Below are 23,438 nucleotides of genomic sequence, written 5' to 3' on the forward strand. Positions count from 1 at the left end.
ATAGTCAGAGACCCATACTTGGCTGAAAGTACTATTTAAACAATACCTACATCAAAACCTATGCTATAGTCGTACATGTAACTAGAAATTAAGTTCTGTTCTCTTACAACCAAAAGCAATACCTAATCGGTACTTCTTCTATTGATAAAAAAATAGAGGCTCCAATGAAGGAAAGCCTCTACAGTAATACAATTGATTGGTCAAAATTTTCCATATAAAACTGTTTTCATACCTGTTTTAAACTTTGATCCTATTCTGATAACTCTCCATTCTTGTTTCAAGTGTTCGAACCAGAACATGGTAGGTGAACGCATCCAATTCTTGTCCCGTGTTTAGATAAGACTCGAGCTCATCCTTTGCAGCAATCAGTTCCGTTCTTTCTTGATCTGCTTTTGCACCTATTGTTGGTTCGTAAAGTAATGCTTTTGCCTTTTCTAATAAATTTTCCGCTCCAGAAAGATCCGTCTTCCCGTATACTTCAAACTCATAGATACTGTATCCGTATAAGTTACCATTTATCGGTTTGCGTTCCGACATAACGACTTTTAAATATTTTGCATTTACATTTTCTAAATGGATGGTGTCTATGTCTCCAGGACTAGGACCATTAAGATCTGGGTACGAATAGACTTCCTCGAATGTAATGCCATCGTTTGAAGCAAGCAGTTTATATTTCTCTGCCCTAGCCCTTTCCCAATGGAGCTTTACGGTATTTATATTACGAGATTGGTCTAGTTCTAATATAATCCATTGCTGCACTGCCTCATCAGCGGAAACATTTTTGTACTGTGACCCCCAGCGCGTAAGCAAATCCCCATCCGTAATATTTGCAGCACGTTGAGAATTATCGTACTCGGAAGAAGCAGTTACCTTTTGTTGGTAAGCAAAATTTCCCTGTCCTGGATCATAGGACAATATTTCATCAAGATTATTGCTTGTAAGAGCCTTATTCATTACGGTAATATTGTCAATTTCCCCTTTAATTCCTTGGCCGATTTTCTCCAGTGGCAGAACAAATGTCGAGGAGTCATTGGTCCGGCCGCCAAACTTATTTGTTTGCTTAGATATAGACACTTCTTCTCCATTAATAAATAAAGTTGTTTTCTTTTTATCCCCAACTAACACGACATTCTGCCATTCATTTTCTTTAAGTGAATAATCTTGGCTGAATGTATAGTTCTCAAATTTATTCAGACTTCCTTCGGATGTTTTCTCATTTCGTTCATACCCTAGTTTCCCAGATTGATTGAAATTCAAGTAGAAATCTCCATCTATACCTGAAAACAAGGTGGCATCACTTAAAGAGCCTTCATCTAGTTTAATATCGAACGAAACCGTATATGGATATCCTATACCTGATAAAGGAAGGTCAATGTAATTATGCCCATCCAATTGTAGGGCTTTACCATCATAACCATCTACAAGGTTCGGACGGCTTTTGATTTTTGCATCATATTCATTTCCTGATAAATCTTTAACCTGGTTATTTTTCATAGATTCAAAGTCATATTTAAGGACTACATCGGTTTTGGACTCAACAAATCTAGCAGGGTTAGATGTTGCAATTCTATCCTGAACCGCGTTCACCCGTTCCATAAACTGCTCAGAGGTCTGCCCTGCTGTTTTTTCTCCATACCAGCTTTTTTCGGACACTAATACAACAGCATCTTTCATTCGATTAAAAATATCATAACTGGATAAACCACCCGAAAAGGAAGTCATATCATTCCAGACCGCAAATTCTGCACCTTTTGTCTGCGGATGGGCAAATGGCATGGTGGCTCCGCCTTTTCCTCCCTGTCTGTTATTTCCCCAAAAATCATTTACTTCCCAGGTATCGTATTTAGCCTTTATATCCAGATAATCCGGATACCCTGCATTTCCAATAGGAACAATATATAAATCTCCTCCGACTGTATTGATAATGTCATACCCTAAATCGTACATTTCCTTTACAGCGGACCAGTATGGTGCCCAAATATTCATCGTTGCCTGATTACTTACAGGAGTAGTACCATTGAATCCATTCTTTCCAATAGATCCCCAAAGTCTTGTTTCATAGCCTTTATTATTAATATAGTGAATAAAATGGTCTGTATAAGCTCTCATTTGCTCTGAATATTTCTTATCATACTCATCGGTCCCCATGTGAAATTTACCACTTTGAACGACTCTATTATCATCATTCGGACTATTACCAAGAAACTCGTCAAAAAGAGACTCGATAAATGGATAAACTATTTTTTGCTTTTCAGGGGTGGTAATGTCTAATGCTCCTTTGGAGAGCATCATATCAGGATTCACTGCCCTAAAGCTTTCAGCATGGTAAGGTGTATCAATTTCAGTTACAACATCTATACCATACTTTTTCATATTTTTTTGATAAGCAATGTACTCTTCCTGTGTATAATAACCATCCTTCGCATTAATTTCGGGATATTTTTTACTTTCTACCCGGAAGGCTTGATAATTGGCTGCGCCCCAATAATCATTAATATGAAGTTGAATTTCATTTAACTTAAACCATGCCATATATTCTGTCATTTCTTGAACGTAGTCTAACGGAATATACATCCTGCCAACATCCAACATTCCGGAACGCACTTCATATTTAGGATAGTCTCTTGCCATTCCTTTAGGAATGGTATCCTTATCGTTTGATTGGTATAAGATTTGCGTAAGGGAAATTCCTCCATAAAGAATACCTTTTGATTTGGGAGCGCTAACAATTATTTTATCGGTGATATGAAGAAAATACCCTTCCTCGCCTAAATTTTCATTCGCATGATCGATGGTTAAAAAAATATCACCAGCTCTTGGATTGGAGCCCTTATTAACAGTAATGTCTTTTTCTAACATATTTTTAAAATAGCTTTGAATACTTCGGGCTGTTTCCATTAATGACTCCGGAGCAGATGAATCTACTACTAACTTAGCACCTTTTGCAAGTTCAAAGTTACCAGTATACCCCTTCCATTCTCTAAGACCAGGTATGACGTTCGGAACGGGGTTATCCCCTTCCTCTTGTTGATATTTCCCTTCTATCCTAATCGAAACATCATTGGAAGAAACAGCAGAATCATTATTGTCACTTTTATTTGTTACTTTATATAAAATGTTTACCTTCATATCACTAATTGGTTGATAGTAATTAAGATTCATATCAATAATCTGTTTATTATCTGAGCCAAATAAAGAAACATCATATCGCGGATCAGGAGATTCTGGTAAAATAATTATTTTGCCATCAGTTGAAAGTGTAGGCTTCACTTCACTCATATAGTTCACAACGTCTTGGGCGTTATTAAACGTAATTTGTTCATAGACTTCCAATTCCCAGATGGAGACATTTAAAAATTGAGTAACACCAGCAGCAGGGGTGTTACGCGATTTATTTGCTTTCACTCGTACATATCTTGCCGTTTCAGATTGAGGTAAATAGATGGTTTTTTCTAAGTTGGCTTCTGAAGCATCCGTGTAATGACCGACGGTTTTCCAATCCTCTTCTTTCGTTGTTTTACTAACTTGAACCTCATAGTCTGGAGAATACGATTTTTCCCACAATACTTTTATTTGTCTTATCATCTGTGGTGTACCTAAATCAACATAAACCCATTGAGATGCATTAGGATTAGTGGTGCTTCTTTTATTAGAAGACCATCTCGCATCCGATTTTCCATTCTTCGATTTTCCCGTTCGGAGTCCATCGACAGCAAAATCAGCGGCTAGCCTTCCGTCCGTCACTTCCAATCCAGAAACTTGAACAGGTTTATCTAGTGCTAAATTTGAGTTTTGCTCCTCTGCAAATACCGCACCTGCTGGCAGCAAAGTCGCCATTAACAGACAGACAATACATAAGAAACTGACATAGAAATTGTTCTTCTTCCTTAACTTCAAATTGACCACACCTCTAATCATAGTTTTAAAGAGTTACTTTACTAATCGAGCTTGATAGTAAATCTAAGAAGAGCCGTGTCCCTTCGGCAACCTCCTTTCAATGAGTATAAAAATGAAATGTATGTATTTCTTAAGCTGTATTGAAACCATTTCTTATTTTGTGTCTTTTATCCTCTTTAATAAGGAATGTCTAAAACAACACAAAAAGGCACAGCGGTACCAATTAAAAGAATTTGAGATTCTTCAATTGAACCACTCTGCCTGATCGAATCAGTAACATGTGATAATTTTTCAATATCATTTATATTTTAATTTATTTTTTCAGATTTTTCAAATTATTATTTGTAACATGATAAATATCTATTTGATGTTTATTCAAAAATAGCAACAGGGCGTGCCCATCCTGCACTGGCATCTTTTATCTTTACAGGGAAAACGGCCACTTTAAACCCAAATCTTTTCGGAAGAAATTCCAAGTTTGCTAATTTTTCAAAAGAGATACTATTAATGGACCATGAGAACCGTCCCCACGGTCCTACTTTAATTTAATGCCAATAAATTTCAGCTCCGTCATTTCTTCTATGGCATATTTAATCCCTTCTCTGCCTACACCACTTTGTTTTACACCGCCGTAAGGCAGATTATCCTGCCGGTAGGTAGAGATATCGTTAATCCAAACACCGCCTATTTCTAATTGGTCTGCTACTCTGATTGCTCGGTCAATATCCTGGGTGAAGACACCCGCTTGCAAACCGTAAATGGAGTCATTGGCATATCCGATAACTTCCTCTTCTGTATCAAACTGAATGACTGATACAATCGGTGCAAATACCTCTTCTGCGATTATTTTCATATTACGATCAACATCAGTCATGATGGTCGGGGAAAGAATGGTCCCATTTTGTTCACCGCCAACTTCTATTTTCGCGCCATTTTTGACCGCGTCATCAATCCAAAGCTTAGCCCGCTCTGCTTCTTTCTCGGTGATCATGGGCCCGATATCTGTAGTTTCCTCCATTGGATTCCCAATTTTTAAAGCCCTTGTTTCTTCTATAAACTGTTCTAAAAATGACTGATAAACATTTTTTTGTACATAAATTCGTTGTGCATGAATACAAACTTGTCCTGAAAAAGCAAATGCCCCTGTTACTAATCTTTTCACAGCAGATTGAACATCCCCATCATCGAAAATGATATTAGGGGAATTGGAGCCTAATTCAAGGGTCACTTTTTTAAAGCCGGCGGTTTTACGAATTTTCTTTCCAACGGCTAAGCTTCCTGTAAATGAAATTTTATGGACTTTATTATGAGTGACGAGAGGGGCTCCTACCTCTCCAGTTCCCATTAATAAATTTAAGGCCCCATTCGGAAGACCGGCATCTTGTAATAACTTTACTAATTTATAAGCGGTCACGGGTGTTTTCTCCGCTGGTTTGAAAACAATCGTATTACCTGCAGCAATCGCTGGTGCAATTTTATGCAAAGAAAGATTCAGCGGAAAGTTAAAAGGAGTAATGGCTCCAACCACACCTAATGGAATCCGTCTCACAAGCCCCATTCGATTTTCCCCGCCGATAGCTGCATCCATTGGCAGAACTTCTCCGGTAATATTTTTGGCAAGTTCCGAAGCAAATCGGAGGACTTGAACGGAACGATTTATCTCATCCCTGCTATATTTAATTGGTTTACCAGCTTCTTGGACGATAGTATATATAAATTCATCCGACTTTTCTTCTAATAGGTCGGCAGCTTTTCGCAAAATATCACTCCGTTGATGAGCTGGCATCGTCTTCATCTTAGAATGAAAAGTTTCAAAGGCATTTTCTACTGCCTCATTCAAATCAGCTTCAGTCGCTAAAGCCAATTCCGCTACTTTTTCTTGATTGTAAGGGTTTTTCACCTCAAGCGTTTCCCGATTATTTTCGTTATACTCTTCACCATTAATAATCGAACCGAGCCGCATATTGACCCTCCCTTTCTTAGCAACGAATATTACTTAACTTCTCCGTTAATTTCATATTTTCACTATAATCAACTGGGCAATCAATTAAGACAGGTTTGTTCATGGCAATGGCTTTTTCTAATGCAGGTTTCAGTTCCTCTGCCCTGTTAATTTGCAAAGCTTCAAATCCGTAGGACAATGCAAGCTGCACAAAGTCAGGATTTCCAAATTTAATATGGGAAGAACGGTTAAACTTTTTCAACTGATGCCATTCGATTAAACCATATCCTTCATCTCTCCATAGTAAAACAATAATTGGGAGATTTAGTCGTTTGGCTGTTTCCAACTCAGCGCTGGTCATTTGAAAAGAGCCATCCCCGCATACCGCTACAACGGTACGATTCGGCTGGGCAAGTTTCGCCCCTATCGCTCCTGGGACAGCGATCCCCATCGATGCCAGGCCATTAGAAATAAGACAAGTATTCGGTTGATAGGTATGGAACATTCTCCCTATCCATACTTTATGTGCCCCCACATCTGAAACCACGATATCCTCTTCTTTTAAAACAGCACGTAAATCGGAAATAATTTTCTGAGGTTTGAGCGGAAAGCTTGTGTCGTCACTAAATTGCTGCAGCTCATCCAGTGCTTTAGTACGAACCTCCAATACCCGTGAATTATTCCTTTCTCTAGTAGAAAGAACCTGATGCAACTTTTCTAAATTACGTTTGATATCTCCTATAACGTTAAGTTTTACAGGATAATTTTGATCGGTCTCTGCTTCTTCTGTATCAATGTGTAAAATGGAGGTGGCACCATCAGGATTCCATTTTGAAGGAGCATATTCTGCAATATCAAAACCAATCGCGATAATTAAATCGGACTGATTAAATCCACAAGTTATGTAATCATTCCCGCCTATGCCTGCTGTAAGTAAGCTTAAGTCATGGGTCCATGGAAGTGCTCCTTTTCCCATGAAAGTATGGACGACTGGGATATTGATCTTTTCCACTAGAGCCCTTAATTGATCAGCAGCATTTCCTCTAGTTATTCCGTTACCAGCTAAAATAAGGGGGTGCTCTGCCTGTTCAATAAGTTGGGCTGCCCCTTTAATGACCTGATCCCCTGATTCTGTTAATGTATGGTCTGTTCCCTTTAATGGAGATCCCTGAACCTCCATTCCAGCAACATCATTGGGGAGATCGATGTGGGCAGCACCTGGTTTATCTTGAGTCGATACTTGAAATGCTTTACGCACTGCCTCAGGTATGATTTCTCCCTTTTTAATTTGCGCATTCCATTTTGTTACAGGTTCATAGATATGAATCAAATCATAATACTGATGACTAATTTTATGTTGCCGGTCTAAACTAGCTTGACCAGTAATTGCAACAATTGGATTCAAATCCATGTTGGCATTTGCCACACCTGTTAAAAGATTTGTTGCGCCTGGCCCTAATGTGGCTAAGCATACACCCGGTTTTCCCGTTAACCTTCCGTAGGTACCTGCCATAAAAGCAGCACTCGTTTCATGTCGGGTTATGATAAATGTAATCGTTGAATCTAGAAGAGCATCCATAATATCGATATTTTCCTCGCCTGGTACTCCAAAGATATATTTTACCCCTTCTTCTTCTAAACACTTAACTAATAATTCAGCTGCCTTCATTATTAACACCCTTTACAATGGATTGATACACTTCTTCTAATGAATAAACATGATCTCTTTCATCTTTGTAAACGATATGTTCAGGTTTAAAATGCACTGGAGAATCCAAACCGGCTGCGGCAGCCAGACGGAACAACCCTTTACGCATACTGATTAAATAATTGGCTGTACGGTGCTTTTTCTCATCAATTACAAGAGCCTTTTGTAAATGGGGATCGGTTGTGGCTACCCCGACTGGACAAGCATTTGATTGGCATTTTAGGGCTTGGATACAACCTACTGTAATCATAAATCCCCGTGCAATATTGACGAGATCCGCCCCCATCGCAAGAGCAATAGCGATTCGATCTGGTGAAAATAGTTTTCCGGAGGCAATGATTTTCACTTGATCACGGACGCCATATTTTATGAGGGCATTGTTTACTAATGGCAGAGCCGCTTTAATAGGTAATCCTACACTGTCAGCCAGTTCCTGATAAGAAGCACCTGTACCACCTTCACCACCGTCTACGGTGATAAAATCGGGGCCTTTTCCCGTATCTTTTATGGCTTTTGCCAATTCATCGGCTTCATGCATACTTCCAATAACGCATTTCATTCCAACCGGTTTTCCTGTTTCCTCACGAATCCGTTCCATAAAATGAAATAAGGATGGGAAATCACTAAATTCTTTAAAACGATTAGGGCTATCGATGGATTTAAATGGTTCTACCATCCGGATTCTTGCGATTTCCTCTGTTACTTTTTCTCCATCAATATGGCCGCCGCGTGTCTTTGCCCCTTGAGCTAATTTAATCTCAAATGCTTTTATTTCAGGGATTTGACTTTTCTCCTTTAATGCTTCCCAGCTGAAATTTCCCTCTCTATCTCTTACCCCAAATAATCCGGGGCCAATTTGCATAATGATATCTACGCCGCCTCTTAAATGATATTCTGAAAGCCCGCCTTCGCCTGTATTCATCCATGCCCCCTTCGCAATAGCTAAGCCTTTGGATAGTGCGGTAATGGCATGATCACCTAATGAACCATAACTCATTGCGGACATCCCAATTTGCCCTTTTACAATGAAGGGGTGCTTTAAATTTTTTCCAATCACGATCGCATCCTTATCGTCTAATAAATAGGCGGATGATTCATTTTCCTCTAACAATTCTTTCTTCTGTGTAAATAAAGGTTCTTTTAACAAGAGGTAACGATTCGTCGTTACTTTTGTCTCTTGGTCCATTTTTAATTCCTCTGTTAATTTAGGAAACATGGAATTCCGAATATAAAATCCAGCTTCTTCAAAATCCCGTTGTGAACCATATCCAATTACATTACGTTTATACTTTGCTTGTTTTACAATATGTTGAAAATCGTTTCGAGAAAAAGGTTTTCCATCTTTGTTACTATCAAATAAGTACTGACGAAGCTCTGGTCCAATTGTCTCCAAAAAGTATCTTACACGTCCTAAAAGTGGATAATTGCGAAGAATTGGATGCTGTTTCTGGGTTCGGTCGATAAATAATAAATACAATCCAACCACTAAAAAGACCAATACAAACAAAACTAATAAAACAAATACAATGATGATCATAACGTCGGCAATATTCATTATTATTTTCCTCCAAAATTAAACACTAAATTTACTAACATTAAATTAGGATATATATAGATAAGATTCTCTTTATGGGGAAATTTATCCTTAACGATTTATGGTACATGAGGCACACTTGAAATTTTTATCCAAAGGGCACTCGACCAGCTAAAAAAATAAGAGTTTATGAAAAGTGCCTGACCCCCCAGAGTGGTAACGTATTAACTGGACTTATGGTCAGTTTTCTCAGCGAAAAAAGACTACGACGATAGAAAACTAAAAAAGGGAATTCACGTTTCTCATCCCACTCTAGCCCCGCCCTTAAACAGGCCTTTTTCCTCTTTAAAAGGCTTTTGTTAATAGTTATAATTTTCTGTGAATGTCATTATGCGCATGTTACTGATTCGATCAGGCAGGGCGGCACGTATGAAAAGGATTGGCCTTTTCATCGTGTTCCCCTGCCTTTTTGTTGTTCCTTCTTTTCCTACACTACGCTTGGACAAGCTTTATGCTTTTTCAATATACTCCATCGAGATATCCACCTAGAGAATTTACCCAGAAAGGAGGCATCGCAGAGCAGGTTCAAATTAACAGTGACAGTGGTTCAAAATACTTAGTAAAGGGGAATACAAAAATGAGGAAAATAATCACAAGTTTTATTGCCGCCATCGTGCTAGCGTTCCTAACCGTTAGCAGCATTCCGGCACAAGCATCTGTATCTGAGTTTCCAAGGGGCAACGAGGTTAACTTGAAGGTAATGTCGTACAATATCCATCATGGAGTAGGAGTCGATAATGTCCTTGATCTTCAACGAATTGCTGACTTGATTACCGAGAAACAGGCTGACGTAGTGGGAATCCAAGAAGTGGATAGGCATTATGGCGCACGCAGCAATTTCGAGGATCAAGCCAAAGTGCTAGCCGAAATGCTTGGGTATCATTATGTGTATGGAGCCAATCTTGACCTTAACCCTGCTGTAGAGGGACAGGACCGCCGCCAATATGGAACGGCCATCTTGAGCAAATATCCGATTATCCAATCTCAGAATTACCTTTTATCAAGCTTTGGAAAAGAGCAGCGTGGCTTACTGGAAGCGACTGTTAATGTAAAAGGAAATCATGTTCGGGTTTACAATACCCATTTGGGGTTGGATGTACCGCAAAGATTGGCACAAGTGAATGAAATCAATGATATTCTTTCGAAAAAAGAAACCCCGGCCATCCTCATGGGTGATTTAAACGCTGAACCAGGTGTGGAAGAAGTGGAATTACTGCGTACTGGCGGCAATCTTGTTGATGTTTTTCAAGATGCAGATAATGCTAATACCTTTCCGGTTAAAAACCCTTCAAAACGAATTGATTATATTTTCGTTAGTGAAGGAGTGAAGTTTTCCGGTCAACAGGTTTTACAATCGACCTATTCCGATCACCTGCCAATCATTGTGGACCTTGAATTAGAACGGTCCGCACCTTATCTTAACGGCAACTAAAAATATAGGAGAGATACTATGAATAAATGGAAAAGCAAATGGGGATTGGCCCTTGCTTTAGCCGGGACCATCACACTATCATCCGCTTTTGCGGCACCTGCTTTCAAAGAGGCGGAGGAAACCAACCCGAATCCGGTTATTACCCCCATTAAAACAGATGAACCTACCTCTTATCGAATAAATCAACTAGAAGATATCGCGATGTACTATTACTGGCATGGCGGTGACCTCAAGCAAGCGGAGGAAGAAATTTTTAAAGGCATTACCCTAAAAGGCAAATATGATGTAGTCGAAGCGGCGTATAATGAGGCCGTCAAACTGGACCCTCATGATGTGGATCTCAAAATCTCGCTGGCATCCACACAAATCATCCAGAAGAAAATCCCGGAAGCATTAACGACCTACCAGCAAATTCTGAATTTGGATCCTGACAACTATAATGCACATCTGCTATACGGGGTTTATTCCAAAGTAAATGGGGATGAGAAAGAGTATAAAACGGCCATTGCCAACTTAAAACGGCTCGACGCCCATAAAACCAATGAATACCTTGAAAAATTTGCTACTACAAAAACGATGATGAAAACCACCTTAAACACAGAGGTGCCGGATAACCTGCCGCAGAGCAAGCATGCCATAGTGATTCTGGGATATGCACTTGCGGATGATGGAACGATGAGAGAACCACTAATTGAACGGTTAAAGGTCGGCCTAGCCGCAGCCAACAAGAATCCAAATTCCAAAATCATTGTGACCGGCGGCGTGCCGAAGCAAGGCAATACGGAAGCAAAATTGATGAAGGAGTGGCTCATGTCTAACGGTATAGCGGAAGGAAGGATTTTGACAGAGGATAAATCAACAGACACCGTTGAAAATGCCCTATTCACTACAGCAATCCTTGAAAAAGAAGGTCTGAAGGATGTCACGCTCGTGACAAGCGCCAGCCATATGAGACGCGCACTCACCATCTTTACAGAAGCAAGCGATTTTTACGATAAAATGAAAGCAAAAAACAGCGACCGGGCATTCACGAATGTGGTTTACTTGGATTACCCATCGATTGAAGAAGCCCACAACGTAACCAAAGACGAAACAATGGTCATTTACCGCGACTTAATGAGAGCCACCGGCGTTTGGCAATATCCGGACAAGCAGCGCTAACCTCACAACAAAGGCTAAACCAATTTTTTGGTTTAGCCTTTTATCATGAAAATTTTATTTAAGTAGCTTGTCGACTATTTTAAAAAAATAGCCTTTTTCATTTTACTCCCATTATAACCTTGATGCATCAGGATTCGCTTTTCTTCTATAAATATAGAGCATTTCCCCAACTGCAACCAATAATGAGCCAATTAACAGGTACGTATACATATTTACTGCTGTATTTGGTAGCTTATGCGTTCCCTGTGAGGCTTTGGAACCGTAGCGAATACTAACTTGGAACTTGCAACATTTAAATCGTTAAGAGCTGTATCTACTTCTGCTTGAGATGAAGTTGGATTTGCAAGTACCGCTTTCGCTGATGCTAATGCCTTTTTAAAGGCCGTCCAGCTGGCAGCAGTATATTTTGATGCTTGTTTCTTATTAGCATCGGTCACTGCATTTTCCAGCGCGGATTTATCTACTTCTACTACTACTGGTTTTTTTACAAGGTTTTCCGTTGCTTTCATTAAGGAATGGAGTGCTCCATCTACTTCTTCTTGTGTCGCTTCATTATTACCTAATACTTGCTTAGCAAGACTTAGTGCAGTTGAAAAATCTTTCCAATTCTGTCCTGTGTAGTCAGACTTTACTTTTTTCTCAGCATCCGCAACTGCTTTTTCTAGTGCGGATTTGTTTACTTCAACACTAACCACGATGTTTTCCGTTAGTTTTATGCCCTTTTCTTCATAAGTGATTTCAAGTTCTTGGTCTCCGATTTTACTTGAATCGAATCCCGCAATATCCGCAAGTTCTGTAACGTCACGGACATACTGACTATCATATTGTGCATTAACCGTTAAATTTAATTCTTCACCTGCGTAGTATTCTAAGTCCCCTTCAATAGCCAAATCTTCCAGTTTGGAGATAGGGAGATTGCTAGCTCTTGGTACACCTGCAATGGAGGACATTCCACTGACTTTTAGGGTCATTGGTTCTTCTGTTTTATCTGCTCGATACCAGCCTGCATTACCTTGTCCTAAAAACTCAATCGGAGCTTTGCCAAGTTCTTTCGCTTTCAAAAGTGACATGGTGTAATAGAATATACTTGCCCTTTTTAAATGATATTGGCTGCTTATAATAGAAGCGGTTTTTATATTATAGTCGTTGTACAAAATATCATAGCTGAACGATGCATTTTGAACGGTATTTGCACTTTTGTTTTCTACAATGATTCTTTCTATCGGAAGTCCGTTAGCCAATAGCCAATCACGCATACGATCGCCTTCTGTCCAACCGTTTTTCATTACTCCGCCAGTTACTAAGACATAAGAGTTAGGGTATTTGTTTGCACTATTTAGGGCAACTTGTAATCTACCAACTAATTCATCTGTCATTGTACCGTCGCTATTTAAAGCAAATCCTAAAACAATAAAGGCATGCGTATTATCTATTGGAAGACCGTCGGGAGCCACATCTATATTTTCTTCCATATCATTCTCGATCCAATCCCAATAATCAATGACCGAATTCCATAACTTATAATCTTCCAGAGATTGTTCTTCAATCAGTTCAAGAGTTCTTTGGACATCTGTACGTGCATCTTGTCCATAATAATAGATTAATTCACTTACTAGTGTTTTTAAGTCCTTTGAGGCATCAGGGGTTTCTGCCGAGGCAGTAGAGAAAGGAATCAAACTAAATATCAATAGCAAACTGAATAATAAATTATAAATTTTTTTCATTACTATAATTACTCCTCCATCGTTATGAACTTATTTACTATTTATGTCATCCACTTGGTTGTTAATAATCTTACTTGAATCAATCCACCGCCTTTAAATATGAATGTTTTACAGGTGATCACATAAAAAAGGCATGGTGGAAATTTAGGAATGGATACATTCCCTCATTTACCACCATGCCTAATCGCATTAGTAACATGTGATTCACTATGTAACTTCTAAGTATATAGTAACCATTATTTTCTGTGAAGGCAACCCTCTTTTACTGATAATTTTTAATATTCAACAAATTAATAAAAACTAATGTATGGGATGTCCGTCTGATTTCTGGCCAAGGACATACAAGTTATAGACTTAAAAAGCTTTACTGAGAAGATTCATAAAGATGAAGTTCGCTTTCTGTGCTGGGAAGAATTCCAATGATTTCATAGGCGTATTGCACAACTCCCACCGGAGGTTTTTTACCTACTAAGTGAAACTTTTGATATTAAAATTGAATTCATAATAACCCCTTTGAATGCTTTACCTTAACCCGCTAACTAGGCTTTTTATTTGCAGAAATTACCTTTTTATTTGCAAAGCCAGGGATTTCAAAAACCCCTCCCCTAGTTTCCAGCCAAATCACCCAAAAGAGACGAATAGAAACACAAAAAGTCTTACCTGTTTGTAAAATGTACACTATCATTAAGATGATCATACAGCATGAACTAGGGTTCCAGTCGCTAAATAAAATCTTTTTAATATCACCTAATAATACAGTCGGGCTTGACCAATAAAAAATACAATAGTAGTTACCAAGATTCAAGGAGGTGATACAATGGGTTTAAGGTGTTCCTGTGGTGTGCGTTCAAATCCAATTTTAGTACAGAATAACGAATTCTTTTTTGATACTTTTGTTAGTAGTATAAGTGGTACATGCACATATACAGTTGATGTTTGTGCAGACAGATCCCTGTTTAATATTTTCACTTTTTCTTTTACACCAGATGATCTAAATCCAATTAACAGTTTTACTTTTACACTAACAAGTACTACAGATGTATTTGCCAAACTCAAATTGAAGGTTGTGAACTTGAATTAAGTGGCACAGGTCTAATAACTGGAGAAACAACTCCAAGGTCATTTACAACTCGTTTTTTTAACGTACCTGATGAGTCACCCATTAATGATTTCGTTTTAGGGATAGAAATAGAAGGATTTGGAAGAACAACTAGTGGTAGTCCATCGTTAAATGATTTAATATTCTTAAGTTATGACACTTTTTACATGAAAAAAAGACCGTCAATTGACAGTCCACTTTGACAGTCCACTTTTTAAACTATAGCACCCGTTAGCTGAATAAGGAAAAATTCCGTTGCCCGCACTTCTTACTTTAATCAACTATCCATGCTCTGTCCCTCCCGCCTGATTTTCACTTCTTTCCCCTGTATATCCAGGATTTTGGGACTGTATATGTCTAATGGCTCCAGGTCAGTATCTTGGGTATAATACTGCTAATACATACATTAGAGAAGGGGATAGTATGAGGCTAAGAAATGGAGATTTATATACAAATGTTTTTACCAATAAGCTATATAGGTTAAATGAAGATAAAGATAGTAGCTGGTACTTGAGTTTGCGTGATGAAGAAGGTTATCATGAAACAGAAAAGATATCAGGGCGTGATATGATTAGATTGGTAGAAGGAAGTTATAAAAAAAGCTAATTAAAAAAGCTCCCCCATTCCTGTCATAGTACCTGTAATCAGATTTTTTAGTGGAAAGTAGGTAAAACTTGAAACAATATAGGATGTTCAAAGGAAAAAGTCGCCTTTATGTCGAATATAGTAGTTAAAGGGGATTATCCAATGAATAAAGTTGAGTTATTAAAAAAATTATTAAATAGTAGTCGAGGTAATTTGTTTTCATTAGAGATTCCTACTACAAAAGAAAATGAAAAAAAGATTCAAGAATTGGTTAGAGTATTAGAAACAGAAAAAAGAATTAAATTAAGAGAAAATGTAAAGAGAGAATACTCAGTTTATTTGCATGGAATAATTAAGTATGCATCCGAATAATCGGATGCTTATTTATTGGGGTGAATCACCATAGGGTTCTTCAAGTTATACAGTAAGCCAAGATGGGCATAGAATTTTTAAGAGATTTAGAAATTGTGAACCTTCATAACCCACAGAGGCAATAAATCCCTAGGGCATCTATTTTCTTAAATTAACCTGCCACTTTAGTTTAAGAAAGTAATCAATCTTATACTGAAAAAAGGGGTAGGCACTCCGCCCACACCCTCAAATTGCTTTTGCTATTTCGACTATGTAACCTTTTAATTACTTCGGTTCTGACAAGCAAACAAGCATTTCTATCATTTCTTCGTAATTATGTATGTGATCGATTACATAGAAGAAAAGAAGGCCAGTAGGCCCATGGAAATACTGTTTAAATCTTTTGCTTTTAGAATCTACGTCTTCTTCTTCTTCCTCTTTTAAATTCAAAAAGGGAAAAATCGTCTTCTTCTAAAATCGTCACGAAAAAAAACCATTTGTAATCATCCTCCTTTCATTTTAGAAGTCTATATGACAAAGGGACAGATTAACTTAACCTGCCCTTTATTCTGTACTATTTAGCAAAATGAAGCCCCTACAATGATTAGAAGAATGAACAATACAACGATTAATACAAAGCTGCTGCCGCCAAAGCCACCGCCGTATCCATAACCGCCGTCGTATCCACCGTATCCGCCGAACCAACCCATTTTTTTCACCACCAATCGGACAAAAGCTATTTCTCCTTATGTATATTTTTAAAGACAAGGGTTGATTGGACATATATCATTGTGGTTAGGACAAAACAATTTCTAAAAATAAAAAAGCGTCTGCAATACAATGCAAACGCCTCTTCTGAGGTAGTTATATTGGCTTGGCGGGCTTAATAATAACTTATGCACTCAGAATAAAGTTGAATGGGACAAGTGCTGATTAAAAGTAAATTAAGCAGCCTGGATTTCCCGGATCTGGCCACCTGGCCCAATTTCACCTGTTGACCCAGTATAATAAAGTGATAAACGCCGATCCCTTGAAGTGTAAAGGATTGGTTTTTTTATGTATATAAACTTGTTACGGAGTAAGCAAAAAGGGGCAGGCTACAACCCACCCCCTTAACACTTAATAGCATAAAAAAGACGGTCTATTGACAGTCCTGTTCTTGAACTAAAGCACCCGTTTGTTTAAGTACATTTTTTCACAAACTTTGACTGTATAATAATTACAAAATTAATTACCCTTCAACAATTGCAAGGTATTTCAAAATTTCTCCTTCTAATTCAACGATTAAAATATCTCCTCTTTCCTTGGCTGAAAAAATCTTTGCACCAACTGGAAGTTTATTCGCCATTTCATCTTTGAAATCTGTATTAGTTTCATTTTTTGTTTTTATTTTACCGATTTGAACGTCTTTTGTTAAAGACAATTCTTCAACCCAATCGATATTAGTTTTGTAGATTACTCCATCATACTGAAAAATATCAGCAGCTGGGTCCAATGTTAAAATTTCTTGAGCATCAATACTATCAATTGATACTTTGGTTGTTTCCCCTCCATTAGAGCATCCAGTAATCGTAAATAATGCTAATGCAATCAAGACATAAAATAATTTATGAACCAACGCATTACCCCCTTTTTATATATAGACGGTAATTCTCTATCAAAAGTTCCTTCTTCAACTCCCCGATAGTTGCATAAAGAAAAAGCCGTCTTAAAGACAGCTCTGATCTTCAGCTAACGCACCCGTTTGTGCAATAAGAAGTTTGCTTCTAACTAATTACTACTTGGTCATAGAAAAATAAACTATCCTCTGAACCGTTTTCTAAGTGTTTTCAAACTTTATTGATTGGAAATGTTGTTTTACCAGTCTCCATTGAATGCAAAACTACCGCTGTTTCAATTTGCCTTTTCCAATCTTTTATAGAAGTCTATCAAAAATAAACAGAATTTTCATAAATAGTTGACAATTATGTTTTCGAATGGTACTTTATACATAAGTTCATATGTGTCACATGTTACTTATTCGATTAGGCATGGTGGTAGATTGAAAGGATTTATGTCCTTTCGTCACACCATGCCTTTTTTGATTTTTACGACGTAAAACTTCGGATGAATATATATAAGCAAGCTTAATAGTTGGCTTTATACTAAATGTGGTGTCCTCTTTGTATACATCAAGGGGTAAGCCGAGCTGCCCACAAATCCCCGATTCGTTGAACTAACAATCAGTGTGGTATAAAAACCTCATTAATTGAATTTTTATCTTATTTTTGGAGGTGAGAAAGCGTTGCCATATAATTTGAAACTTATAGTAGTAGTCGCCAAAGTTAAAAAATAGTAAAAGGAGGATCAAATATGTGGAAAAAAGTAATCTACGGATTTTTGCTCTTAGTAGTCACATGTACCTTATCATTTGGTGGTAAATCTGAAATTTATGCAAAATCTGATTCGCCCTCGAATGATATAAGTAGTAAGTTGGTTCCAATGCCTCAAAATGTTGATGTTAAAAGTGGGTCATTACAAATAAGTGACCGTGTAAATATTTTAGGGGAAGAATCTGCAGATAAAGACGCATTAAATATTTTAAAAGAATTTTTAAAAGCAAATAATATTGAGATCAATGGAGAATTTGATAGCAAGGCAACTACGATTGCTTTAGGTGAAGAAGGGAATCTTGAATCAAAGCTAAAGATTTTAGAAAATCAGCTTGGACTTCCGAATGGTACAGAATTAAAAGCTGAGGGTTACGCAATGGTGGTTAATTCTGAAGAAAATGAAATAGGTAAAAGTGGAACCATCTTTGTCAAAGGAAAAGATGGGGACGGTACTTTTTACGGTGTAAAAACACTCATTCAACTTGCTGAGAAAGAGGATGACACTCTTGCATTTAATAATGTAATGATTACAGATGAACCGTCAATGAGTGTCAGGGGCATCGTAGAGGGTTTTTATGGTAACCCATGGAGTCATGAAGACCGCCTAGATCAACTAAAGTTCTATGGTGATTATAAACTGAATACTTACATCTATGCACCGAAGGATGATCCCTATCATCGTGAAAAATGGCGTGCCCCCTATCCGGAAAATGAGATGGCACGTATGAAAGATTTAATTGATACAGCAAAGAAGAACAAAGTTGATTTCGTATTTGCTATTTCTCCGGGTATCGATATTCGCTTCGATGGTGAACGTGGGGAAGAAGATTTTCAAGCACTGTTGGCAAAAAGCGAATCACTATATGACATGGGTGTACGAAGCTTTGCCATTCTGTTTGACGATATTGCCAATAAATCAGGGGATAAACAAGCAAAACTATTAAATCGTTTTAACGAAGAATTTATTAAAGCAAAAAAAGATGTGAAACCTCTTTTCACCGTTCCAACAGAGTATGATACACATGCAATGGGAGCCATTGGTGATTTAAGCGCTTATACGAAGGCGTTCTCTGAGACACTTGATAAAGATATTAAGGTCATGTGGACCGGTCAAGCCGTTGTTTCAGAAACACTTCCGTTAGAAAATGTTGAATTTATGCGCGAAGTATATGGTGATCGGATTGGAGTTTGGTGGAATTATCCTGTTTCGGATTATTTGAGATCAAAGCTCGCCCTTGGTCCGATAGTTGATGTCGATAATAGACTTGAAGGTAAACTTGATTTCTTTACCATGAACCCCATGGAACATGCAAGTCTATCTAAAATTTCCTTGGCAACAGGGGCTGATTATTCTTGGAATATTTCAAACTATGACTCTGATCGATCATGGAATCGTTCCATCGAACTCCTTTTTCATGATCTTGCCCCTGAGATGAAGACGTTTGCTAATCATTCATCTCGTATGACTGGTTCGTGGAGTATTGGACGTGGAGATGCTGTAAATGTACGAAAGACAATGGATCAATTGTGGTTAAAGATATCCAAAAGACAAGATGCAACACAAGAAATCAATCTATTAACGAAGGAGTTTGCTGATATGGTCAAAGCAGCAGACACGTTGAAGGTAGAATTGCCACAAGAATTCTTAACTGAAGCTTTAGCAAGTTTAGATAAACTAAAACGATTGGGGGAAACCGATCAATTAGCTTTGGATATGGTCTTAGCTAAAAAAAATAATGAGAATGATAAATATATTGAGTTAAAAAATCAAATCGAGGCCAGCTTACCTGCACTGAATAAAGGGAATAGAGTCTCGGAAGAAACGGCGCTTGCCTTTATTAAGGAGGCCCTTGAATATGATCCATTACCCGTTGCTTCTTTTGAAGTTTCGAAAACTTTAGTTGTTCCGGGGGAAGAAATACAGTTTAAAAATACGAGTTCCCGTACTACAGAAGAAGTAGAATGGACGTTTGAAGGGGCTAAGGTCGAGAAAAGTACGGAACAAAACCCAACAGTTGTGTACGAAAAAGAAGGAGTCTATACCGTTAAACTTGTGGGTAAAAACCCTCTTGGGAGAGATGAAGTGATTCAAGAAGGTTTAATAACTGTTACCAATCTCGCAAACAAAGAAACAACCAATCTTGCCCTTGGTAAAGCAGCTACTGCTTCTAGTTCTTGTGCTTCAACGGAACGGGCTCAATATGCGGTTGACGGGAAGTTAAATACAAAATGGTGTGGTAATGGTTCTGGTACACACCAATTAACTGTTGATTTAGGAGGACTGAATGTAGTAAGTGAGATTGTGATGAAACATGCTGAAGAAGGTGGAGAGCCATCAGGTATGAATACCTTAGCTTACCGCGTTCTCATCAGTGAAGATGGTGTAAATTTTAAAGAGGTAGTCAAGGTTACTGACAATAAAAGTGCTATTACCAAGGACCAAGTCCCCGTTACAAAAGGACGTTATGTTCGCCTAATGGTTGACAAACCAACCCAAGGTGACGATCGAGCTGCGCGTATTTATGAGTTTGAAGTAATGGGGCTTGAGGGTGATGTTGAATTACCACCGAAATATGAAAAGCCGGTAGTCGATAAGGCAGCCTTAGATAGGACAATAGAAGTTGCAAATGAGAAGGTAGAGTCAGACTATACGACTGAAAGCTGGAAACTATTTGTTCAAGCTTTAGAAAACGCGAAGAAAGTTCTAGCCGACGATGTAGCAACGCAAGAAGAAGTGAATGCAGCAAGTGAAAATCTAGCAATGGCTATAGATTCACTTGTCCTAAAAGAGACATTTGTTAAAAATGGAATAGATCGCTTAGATGAGGAATTGAAAACGGCCTATGAGCAAGGGTTCATAACCAATCAAGGGATTTTGAACAGTTTGCTTGCAAAGGTTGATACGATCCAGAAACACCAAGGCAATAAAAAGGAAGTATTAAATGTGTTAAATGCTCTTGGAAATCAAGTTGAGGCACAATCCGGTAAAAAGATTAACCCAGAATATGCTGAAAAGTTTTTAAGAATTATTGAAGAATTGAAAAATGTAATAGAGGACCTAAAGTAGGAAGGAAACTTACTTACTCAAGTTTCGGACATGATAAATAAGCCCTAATAGATGGGAAGAAAGGGAAAGGAGTAATATCATTATCATGCTGTAGCTTTAAAATAAAGTTTGATTAAATTAACGCTTTTTTTTTAACCTTGAGATAAAAGCAAATATAAAGAGCATGTTTTGATCAATCTTTTTTCAAAACATGCTCTTATTTAATGTGGCCGATTACCCTCTTTATAAAAATTAAATCATTCTTACAAGTTCTTATTAAACTAAAGCAGTTAGTTCAACAACAAAATTTATTATTATCCTATTACTTCTCCCAAAGCTCTATACGTCTTCCCTCTGGATCTTCAATCCAAATAAACTTTCCAAATTCATTAATCGACTTTTCCATAACAAGGGGAACACCCATTTTTTCTAGTTGTTTGATACTGTCATCCAAATTTTCAACTTGAAAGTTTAACATCAATTGTTGTTCTGTTGGAAAATAGCGGTCATTTTCAGAAAAGAAGGAAAAGATAGTTTCATTGCCTGATTGTGGTGTAATAATGGTACCATTCCAATTTTCAATTTCAATTTTCAGGACTTTACTGTACCATTTTTTTATATCCTCTAGATTTTTAGTCCTCCAAAAGATTCCTCCAAAACCCTTTATTATCATAAGAATCTCCTTCCTATCCCATTAGTTATTAATTTGAATTCTAGTTTTGAAAGCGAATTCCTTCTTTCACTAACCTGCCTCGTTAGTTGAAGAAGCGATCAATCTTATACCTTTCTTATATCATTAAAAAACTGCCGCTTATTATTCCGCAGCAGTTCCCTTTTTCCCATTTTTCTTTGTTTGTTTCAGATCTTCGTTCTCCTTTTGAAGCTGAACAATCTGCTTTTGATGGTCTTCTTTCAGACTCTCGATCTGCTCCCAGATCAAACTCATTAACAGTATCCCGTACTTTTCACTGCTTAATTTACTTTTAATCAGCACTTGTCCCATTCAGCTGAATTCTGAGTGCATAAGTTATTATTAAGCCCCCGCCAGGCCAACATAACACCTCAGAAGAGGCGTTTGCATTGTATTGCAGACGCTTTTTTATTTTTAGAAATTGTTTTGTCCTAACCACAATGATATATGTCCAATCAACCCTTGTCTTTAAAAAATATACATAAGGAGAAATAGCTTTTGTCCGATTGGTGGTGAAAAAAATGGGTTGGTTCGGCGGATACGGTGGATACGAAGGCGGTTATGGATACGGCGGTGGCTTTGGCGGCAGCAGCTTTGTATTAATCGTTGTATTGTTCATACTTCTGATCATTGTAGGGGCTTCATTTTGCTAAATAGTACAGAACAAAGGGCAGGTTAAGTTAATCTATCCCTTTGTCATACAGACTTCTGAAATGAAAGGAGGAGGAATCAAATGCCATTTTTTGGATTTGATCGAAGAGACAGGTTTTTTCGTGACGACTTTAGAAGAAGAAGGTTATTCCCTTTTTTTCCATTTTTCCCTTTCGGCTTTGACTTCGAAAGAAGAAGACGTTTTGAATTCGATAGAAGACGCAGATTCTTTTAAGCAAATGATTTAAACAGTGTTTCCATGGGATCGATTCCATAGAAGAACAGAAGGGAATAGAAATGGGAAAATGATCTTCATGGTCAGTTTCGGTTCTATCCACCTCAACCTATATTACCTGGTGACCCAGGTTAATCCACCATTAGCCTATGATGGTTCGTTAAGTTCAAAAGGAAAGCCCCTGCTACTACTACTACTACGCAAGGGCTTTTTTGTATTCGTCATCATTCAGCAGGAAATCAAAAGAGAATGCAGAATGTTTTCATCATCATTCAAAACGAAACATAAGGAGAGGATGACATGGAATACTTAGAACAGTTCGCACAAAACCGAAGAAGAAAAGAAAATACGACCGTATTAACCGCAAGGCTGCAAGAAAGCGTTTATGATGATTTCAAGACGTATTGTGATGAACTAGGACTTTATTCTTTATCTATCAGTGAAGCAGTTTGTTTGCTCGTAAAACGCGAAATAACAGGGATAGGAGGCAATACAGAAACAGCTGCAAGCATACAACTAGCAGAAGTGAATACAGATGATGACCAAATGAGTGATGATGTAGTTGTAACGAATACAAATGTATACACAAAGAATGATAATGTAGTCAAAAAGAATAAAAGTAAAAGAAAATCAAATACAGTTCGATTCACCACGAAACCATTTCAAATCAATGGTCAGTTACCAAGTCCAATTTGCGAGAATGGAAGTTAGACAAAAACTTTACCCGACATGCTAGAAATTATGGAAATACTACCGAAGAAATTTCCATAAATGAGAAATACAAAGAGAAGATCAGCTGGATGATCGCAGAAAAACAAGAGACATTAAAAATACCGTCTTTAGACGGTATCTCTTACTAAACTTACGCACCCGTTAGCCATCCATGCAGCGCAAAATCGGCGCTGCACCACAGAGAATGAAAATGGATCTGGCAGTCCATACTGTTTTAA

The 23,438-nt window shown here is 37.8% G+C and carries 16 protein-coding genes and 3 pseudogenes; 8 read left to right on the plus strand and 11 right to left on the minus strand.

Translation table 11 applies throughout. The annotated features are described in order from the left end of the window. Positions 1 to 237 precede the first annotated feature (237 nt). From TR08_RS23435 to TR08_RS23450, 5 genes and pseudogenes are all read right to left on the minus strand, one after another. Complete coding sequence (locus tag TR08_RS23435) at positions 238 to 3,897, minus strand: discoidin domain-containing protein (protein WP_052427597.1); 3,660 nt, start codon at positions 3,895 to 3,897, stop codon at positions 238 to 240. Positions 3,898 to 4,268: 371 nt separating this feature from the next. After that, positions 4,269 to 4,388 (minus strand): annotated as a pseudogene (locus tag TR08_RS33400) (cyclase family protein); the annotation flags it as partial. A gap of 44 nt (positions 4,389 to 4,432) precedes the next feature. Then, positions 4,433 to 5,860 carry an aldehyde dehydrogenase family protein gene (locus TR08_RS23440; RefSeq protein WP_045522293.1) on the minus strand — a complete coding sequence of 476 codons (1,428 nt, stop codon included), beginning with the start codon at positions 5,858 to 5,860 and terminating at the stop codon, positions 4,433 to 4,435. A 16-nt stretch (positions 5,861 to 5,876) separates the two neighbouring features. After that, a complete protein-coding gene (locus tag TR08_RS23445; protein ID WP_045522294.1) occupies positions 5,877 to 7,508 on the minus strand; it encodes an acetolactate synthase large subunit in 1,632 nt (543 codons plus the stop codon). Then, on the minus strand, positions 7,495 to 9,102 hold the full coding sequence (locus tag TR08_RS23450) for an FMN-binding glutamate synthase family protein (protein WP_045522295.1): 1,608 nt from the start codon (positions 9,100 to 9,102) through the stop codon (positions 7,495 to 7,497). The genes TR08_RS23445 and TR08_RS23450 overlap by 14 nt, the downstream gene beginning before the upstream one ends. 616 nt (positions 9,103 to 9,718) lie before the next feature. Here TR08_RS23450 and TR08_RS23455 point away from each other — a divergent pair. Continuing rightward, positions 9,719 to 10,573, plus strand: coding sequence for an endonuclease/exonuclease/phosphatase family protein (locus tag TR08_RS23455; protein WP_045522296.1), 855 nt, complete (start codon positions 9,719 to 9,721; stop codon positions 10,571 to 10,573). 18 nt (positions 10,574 to 10,591) lie between these two features. Continuing rightward, positions 10,592 to 11,734 (plus strand): ElyC/SanA/YdcF family protein, encoded by a 1,143-nt coding sequence (locus tag TR08_RS23460; RefSeq protein ID WP_045522297.1) that lies wholly within the window; start codon positions 10,592 to 10,594, stop codon positions 11,732 to 11,734. A 111-nt stretch (positions 11,735 to 11,845) separates the two neighbouring features. Here TR08_RS23460 and TR08_RS34065 read toward each other — a convergent pair whose 3' ends face one another. Both TR08_RS34065 and TR08_RS23465 read right to left on the minus strand, forming a co-directional pair. Continuing rightward, positions 11,846 to 11,944 carry a hypothetical protein gene (locus TR08_RS34065; RefSeq protein ID WP_081954625.1) on the minus strand — a complete coding sequence of 33 codons (99 nt, stop codon included), beginning with the start codon at positions 11,942 to 11,944 and terminating at the stop codon, positions 11,846 to 11,848. A 2-nt stretch (positions 11,945 to 11,946) separates the two neighbouring features. Further along, complete coding sequence (locus TR08_RS23465) at positions 11,947 to 13,458, minus strand: ElyC/SanA/YdcF family protein (RefSeq protein WP_052427598.1); 1,512 nt, start codon at positions 13,456 to 13,458, stop codon at positions 11,947 to 11,949. A gap of 817 nt (positions 13,459 to 14,275) precedes the next feature. Here TR08_RS23465 and TR08_RS32775 point away from each other — a divergent pair. The 3 genes from TR08_RS32775 (at position 14,276) to TR08_RS23480 (ending at position 15,514) form a co-directional block, all read left to right on the plus strand. Further along, positions 14,276 to 14,539: a hypothetical protein gene (locus TR08_RS32775; protein ID WP_045522298.1), complete on the plus strand. Its 264-nt coding sequence runs from the start codon at positions 14,276 to 14,278 to the stop codon at positions 14,537 to 14,539. Positions 14,540 to 14,980: 441 nt separating this feature from the next. Further along, entirely contained in the window at positions 14,981 to 15,163 is a 183-nt protein-coding gene (locus TR08_RS23475; protein WP_045522299.1) for a hypothetical protein, read from the plus strand. A 141-nt stretch (positions 15,164 to 15,304) separates the two neighbouring features. After that, positions 15,305 to 15,514 carry a hypothetical protein gene (locus TR08_RS23480; protein WP_045522300.1) on the plus strand — a complete coding sequence of 70 codons (210 nt, stop codon included), beginning with the start codon at positions 15,305 to 15,307 and terminating at the stop codon, positions 15,512 to 15,514. Positions 15,515 to 16,071: 557 nt separating this feature from the next. Here TR08_RS23480 and TR08_RS34070 read toward each other — a convergent pair. Together TR08_RS34070 and TR08_RS23490 are read right to left on the minus strand one after the other, a co-directional pair. Beyond that, positions 16,072 to 16,140: pseudogene (locus TR08_RS34070) on the minus strand (YjcZ family sporulation protein); the annotation flags it as partial. 584 nt (positions 16,141 to 16,724) lie between these two features. Next, positions 16,725 to 17,111: a hypothetical protein gene (locus TR08_RS23490; protein ID WP_052427599.1), complete on the minus strand. Its 387-nt coding sequence runs from the start codon at positions 17,109 to 17,111 to the stop codon at positions 16,725 to 16,727. 734 nt (positions 17,112 to 17,845) lie between these two features. Between TR08_RS23490 and TR08_RS30505 the strand changes: the two genes are divergently transcribed. Then, positions 17,846 to 20,932 carry a beta-N-acetylglucosaminidase domain-containing protein gene (locus TR08_RS30505; RefSeq protein WP_052427600.1) on the plus strand — a complete coding sequence of 1,029 codons (3,087 nt, stop codon included), beginning with the start codon at positions 17,846 to 17,848 and terminating at the stop codon, positions 20,930 to 20,932. 301 nt (positions 20,933 to 21,233) lie between these two features. Here the strand turns inward: TR08_RS30505 and TR08_RS23500 are convergent, their stop codons facing one another. Continuing rightward, positions 21,234 to 21,581 carry a VOC family protein gene (locus tag TR08_RS23500; protein WP_045522386.1) on the minus strand — a complete coding sequence of 116 codons (348 nt, stop codon included), beginning with the start codon at positions 21,579 to 21,581 and terminating at the stop codon, positions 21,234 to 21,236. A gap of 144 nt (positions 21,582 to 21,725) precedes the next feature. Further along, positions 21,726 to 21,857: a hypothetical protein gene (locus TR08_RS33725; protein ID WP_274521050.1), complete on the minus strand. Its 132-nt coding sequence runs from the start codon at positions 21,855 to 21,857 to the stop codon at positions 21,726 to 21,728. Positions 21,858 to 22,186: 329 nt separating this feature from the next. Between TR08_RS33725 and TR08_RS34075 the strand changes: the two are divergent. Beyond that, positions 22,187 to 22,255: pseudogene (locus tag TR08_RS34075) on the plus strand (YjcZ family sporulation protein); the annotation flags it as partial. A gap of 533 nt (positions 22,256 to 22,788) precedes the next feature. Beyond that, complete coding sequence (locus TR08_RS23515) at positions 22,789 to 23,199, plus strand: hypothetical protein (RefSeq protein ID WP_045522308.1); 411 nt, start codon at positions 22,789 to 22,791, stop codon at positions 23,197 to 23,199. Positions 23,200 to 23,438: the final 239 nt, after the last annotated feature.

This window comes from Neobacillus niacini, from assembly GCF_000759675.1.
Taxonomy (GTDB): Bacteria; Bacillota; Bacilli; order Bacillales; family Cytobacillaceae; genus Neobacillus; species Neobacillus niacini_A.

Coding starts and splice junctions, on each gene's coding strand:
- TR08_RS23440 (WP_045522293.1), bottom strand. CDS start 5,860: ATGCGGCTCGGTTCGATTATTAATGGTGAAGAGTATAACGAAAATAAT.
- TR08_RS23445 (WP_045522294.1), bottom strand. CDS start 7,508: ATGAAGGCAGCTGAATTATTAGTTAAGTGTTTAGAAGAAGAAGGGGTA.
- TR08_RS23450 (WP_045522295.1), bottom strand. CDS start 9,102: ATGAATATTGCCGACGTTATGATCATCATTGTATTTGTTTTATTAGTT.
- TR08_RS23455 (WP_045522296.1), top strand. CDS start 9,719: ATGAGGAAAATAATCACAAGTTTTATTGCCGCCATCGTGCTAGCGTTC.
- TR08_RS23460 (WP_045522297.1), top strand. CDS start 10,592: ATGAATAAATGGAAAAGCAAATGGGGATTGGCCCTTGCTTTAGCCGGG.
- TR08_RS34065 (WP_081954625.1), bottom strand. CDS start 11,944: ATGTATACGTACCTGTTAATTGGCTCATTATTGGTTGCAGTTGGGGAA.
- TR08_RS23465 (WP_052427598.1), bottom strand. CDS start 13,458: ATGAAAAAAATTTATAATTTATTATTCAGTTTGCTATTGATATTTAGT.
- TR08_RS32775 (WP_045522298.1), top strand. CDS start 14,276: ATGGGTTTAAGGTGTTCCTGTGGTGTGCGTTCAAATCCAATTTTAGTA.
- TR08_RS23475 (WP_045522299.1), top strand. CDS start 14,981: ATGAGGCTAAGAAATGGAGATTTATATACAAATGTTTTTACCAATAAG.
- TR08_RS23480 (WP_045522300.1), top strand. CDS start 15,305: ATGAATAAAGTTGAGTTATTAAAAAAATTATTAAATAGTAGTCGAGGT.
- TR08_RS30505 (WP_052427600.1), top strand. CDS start 17,846: ATGTGGAAAAAAGTAATCTACGGATTTTTGCTCTTAGTAGTCACATGT.
- TR08_RS33725 (WP_274521050.1), bottom strand. CDS start 21,857: ATGAGTTTGATCTGGGAGCAGATCGAGAGTCTGAAAGAAGACCATCAA.
- TR08_RS23515 (WP_045522308.1), top strand. CDS start 22,789: ATGGAATACTTAGAACAGTTCGCACAAAACCGAAGAAGAAAAGAAAAT.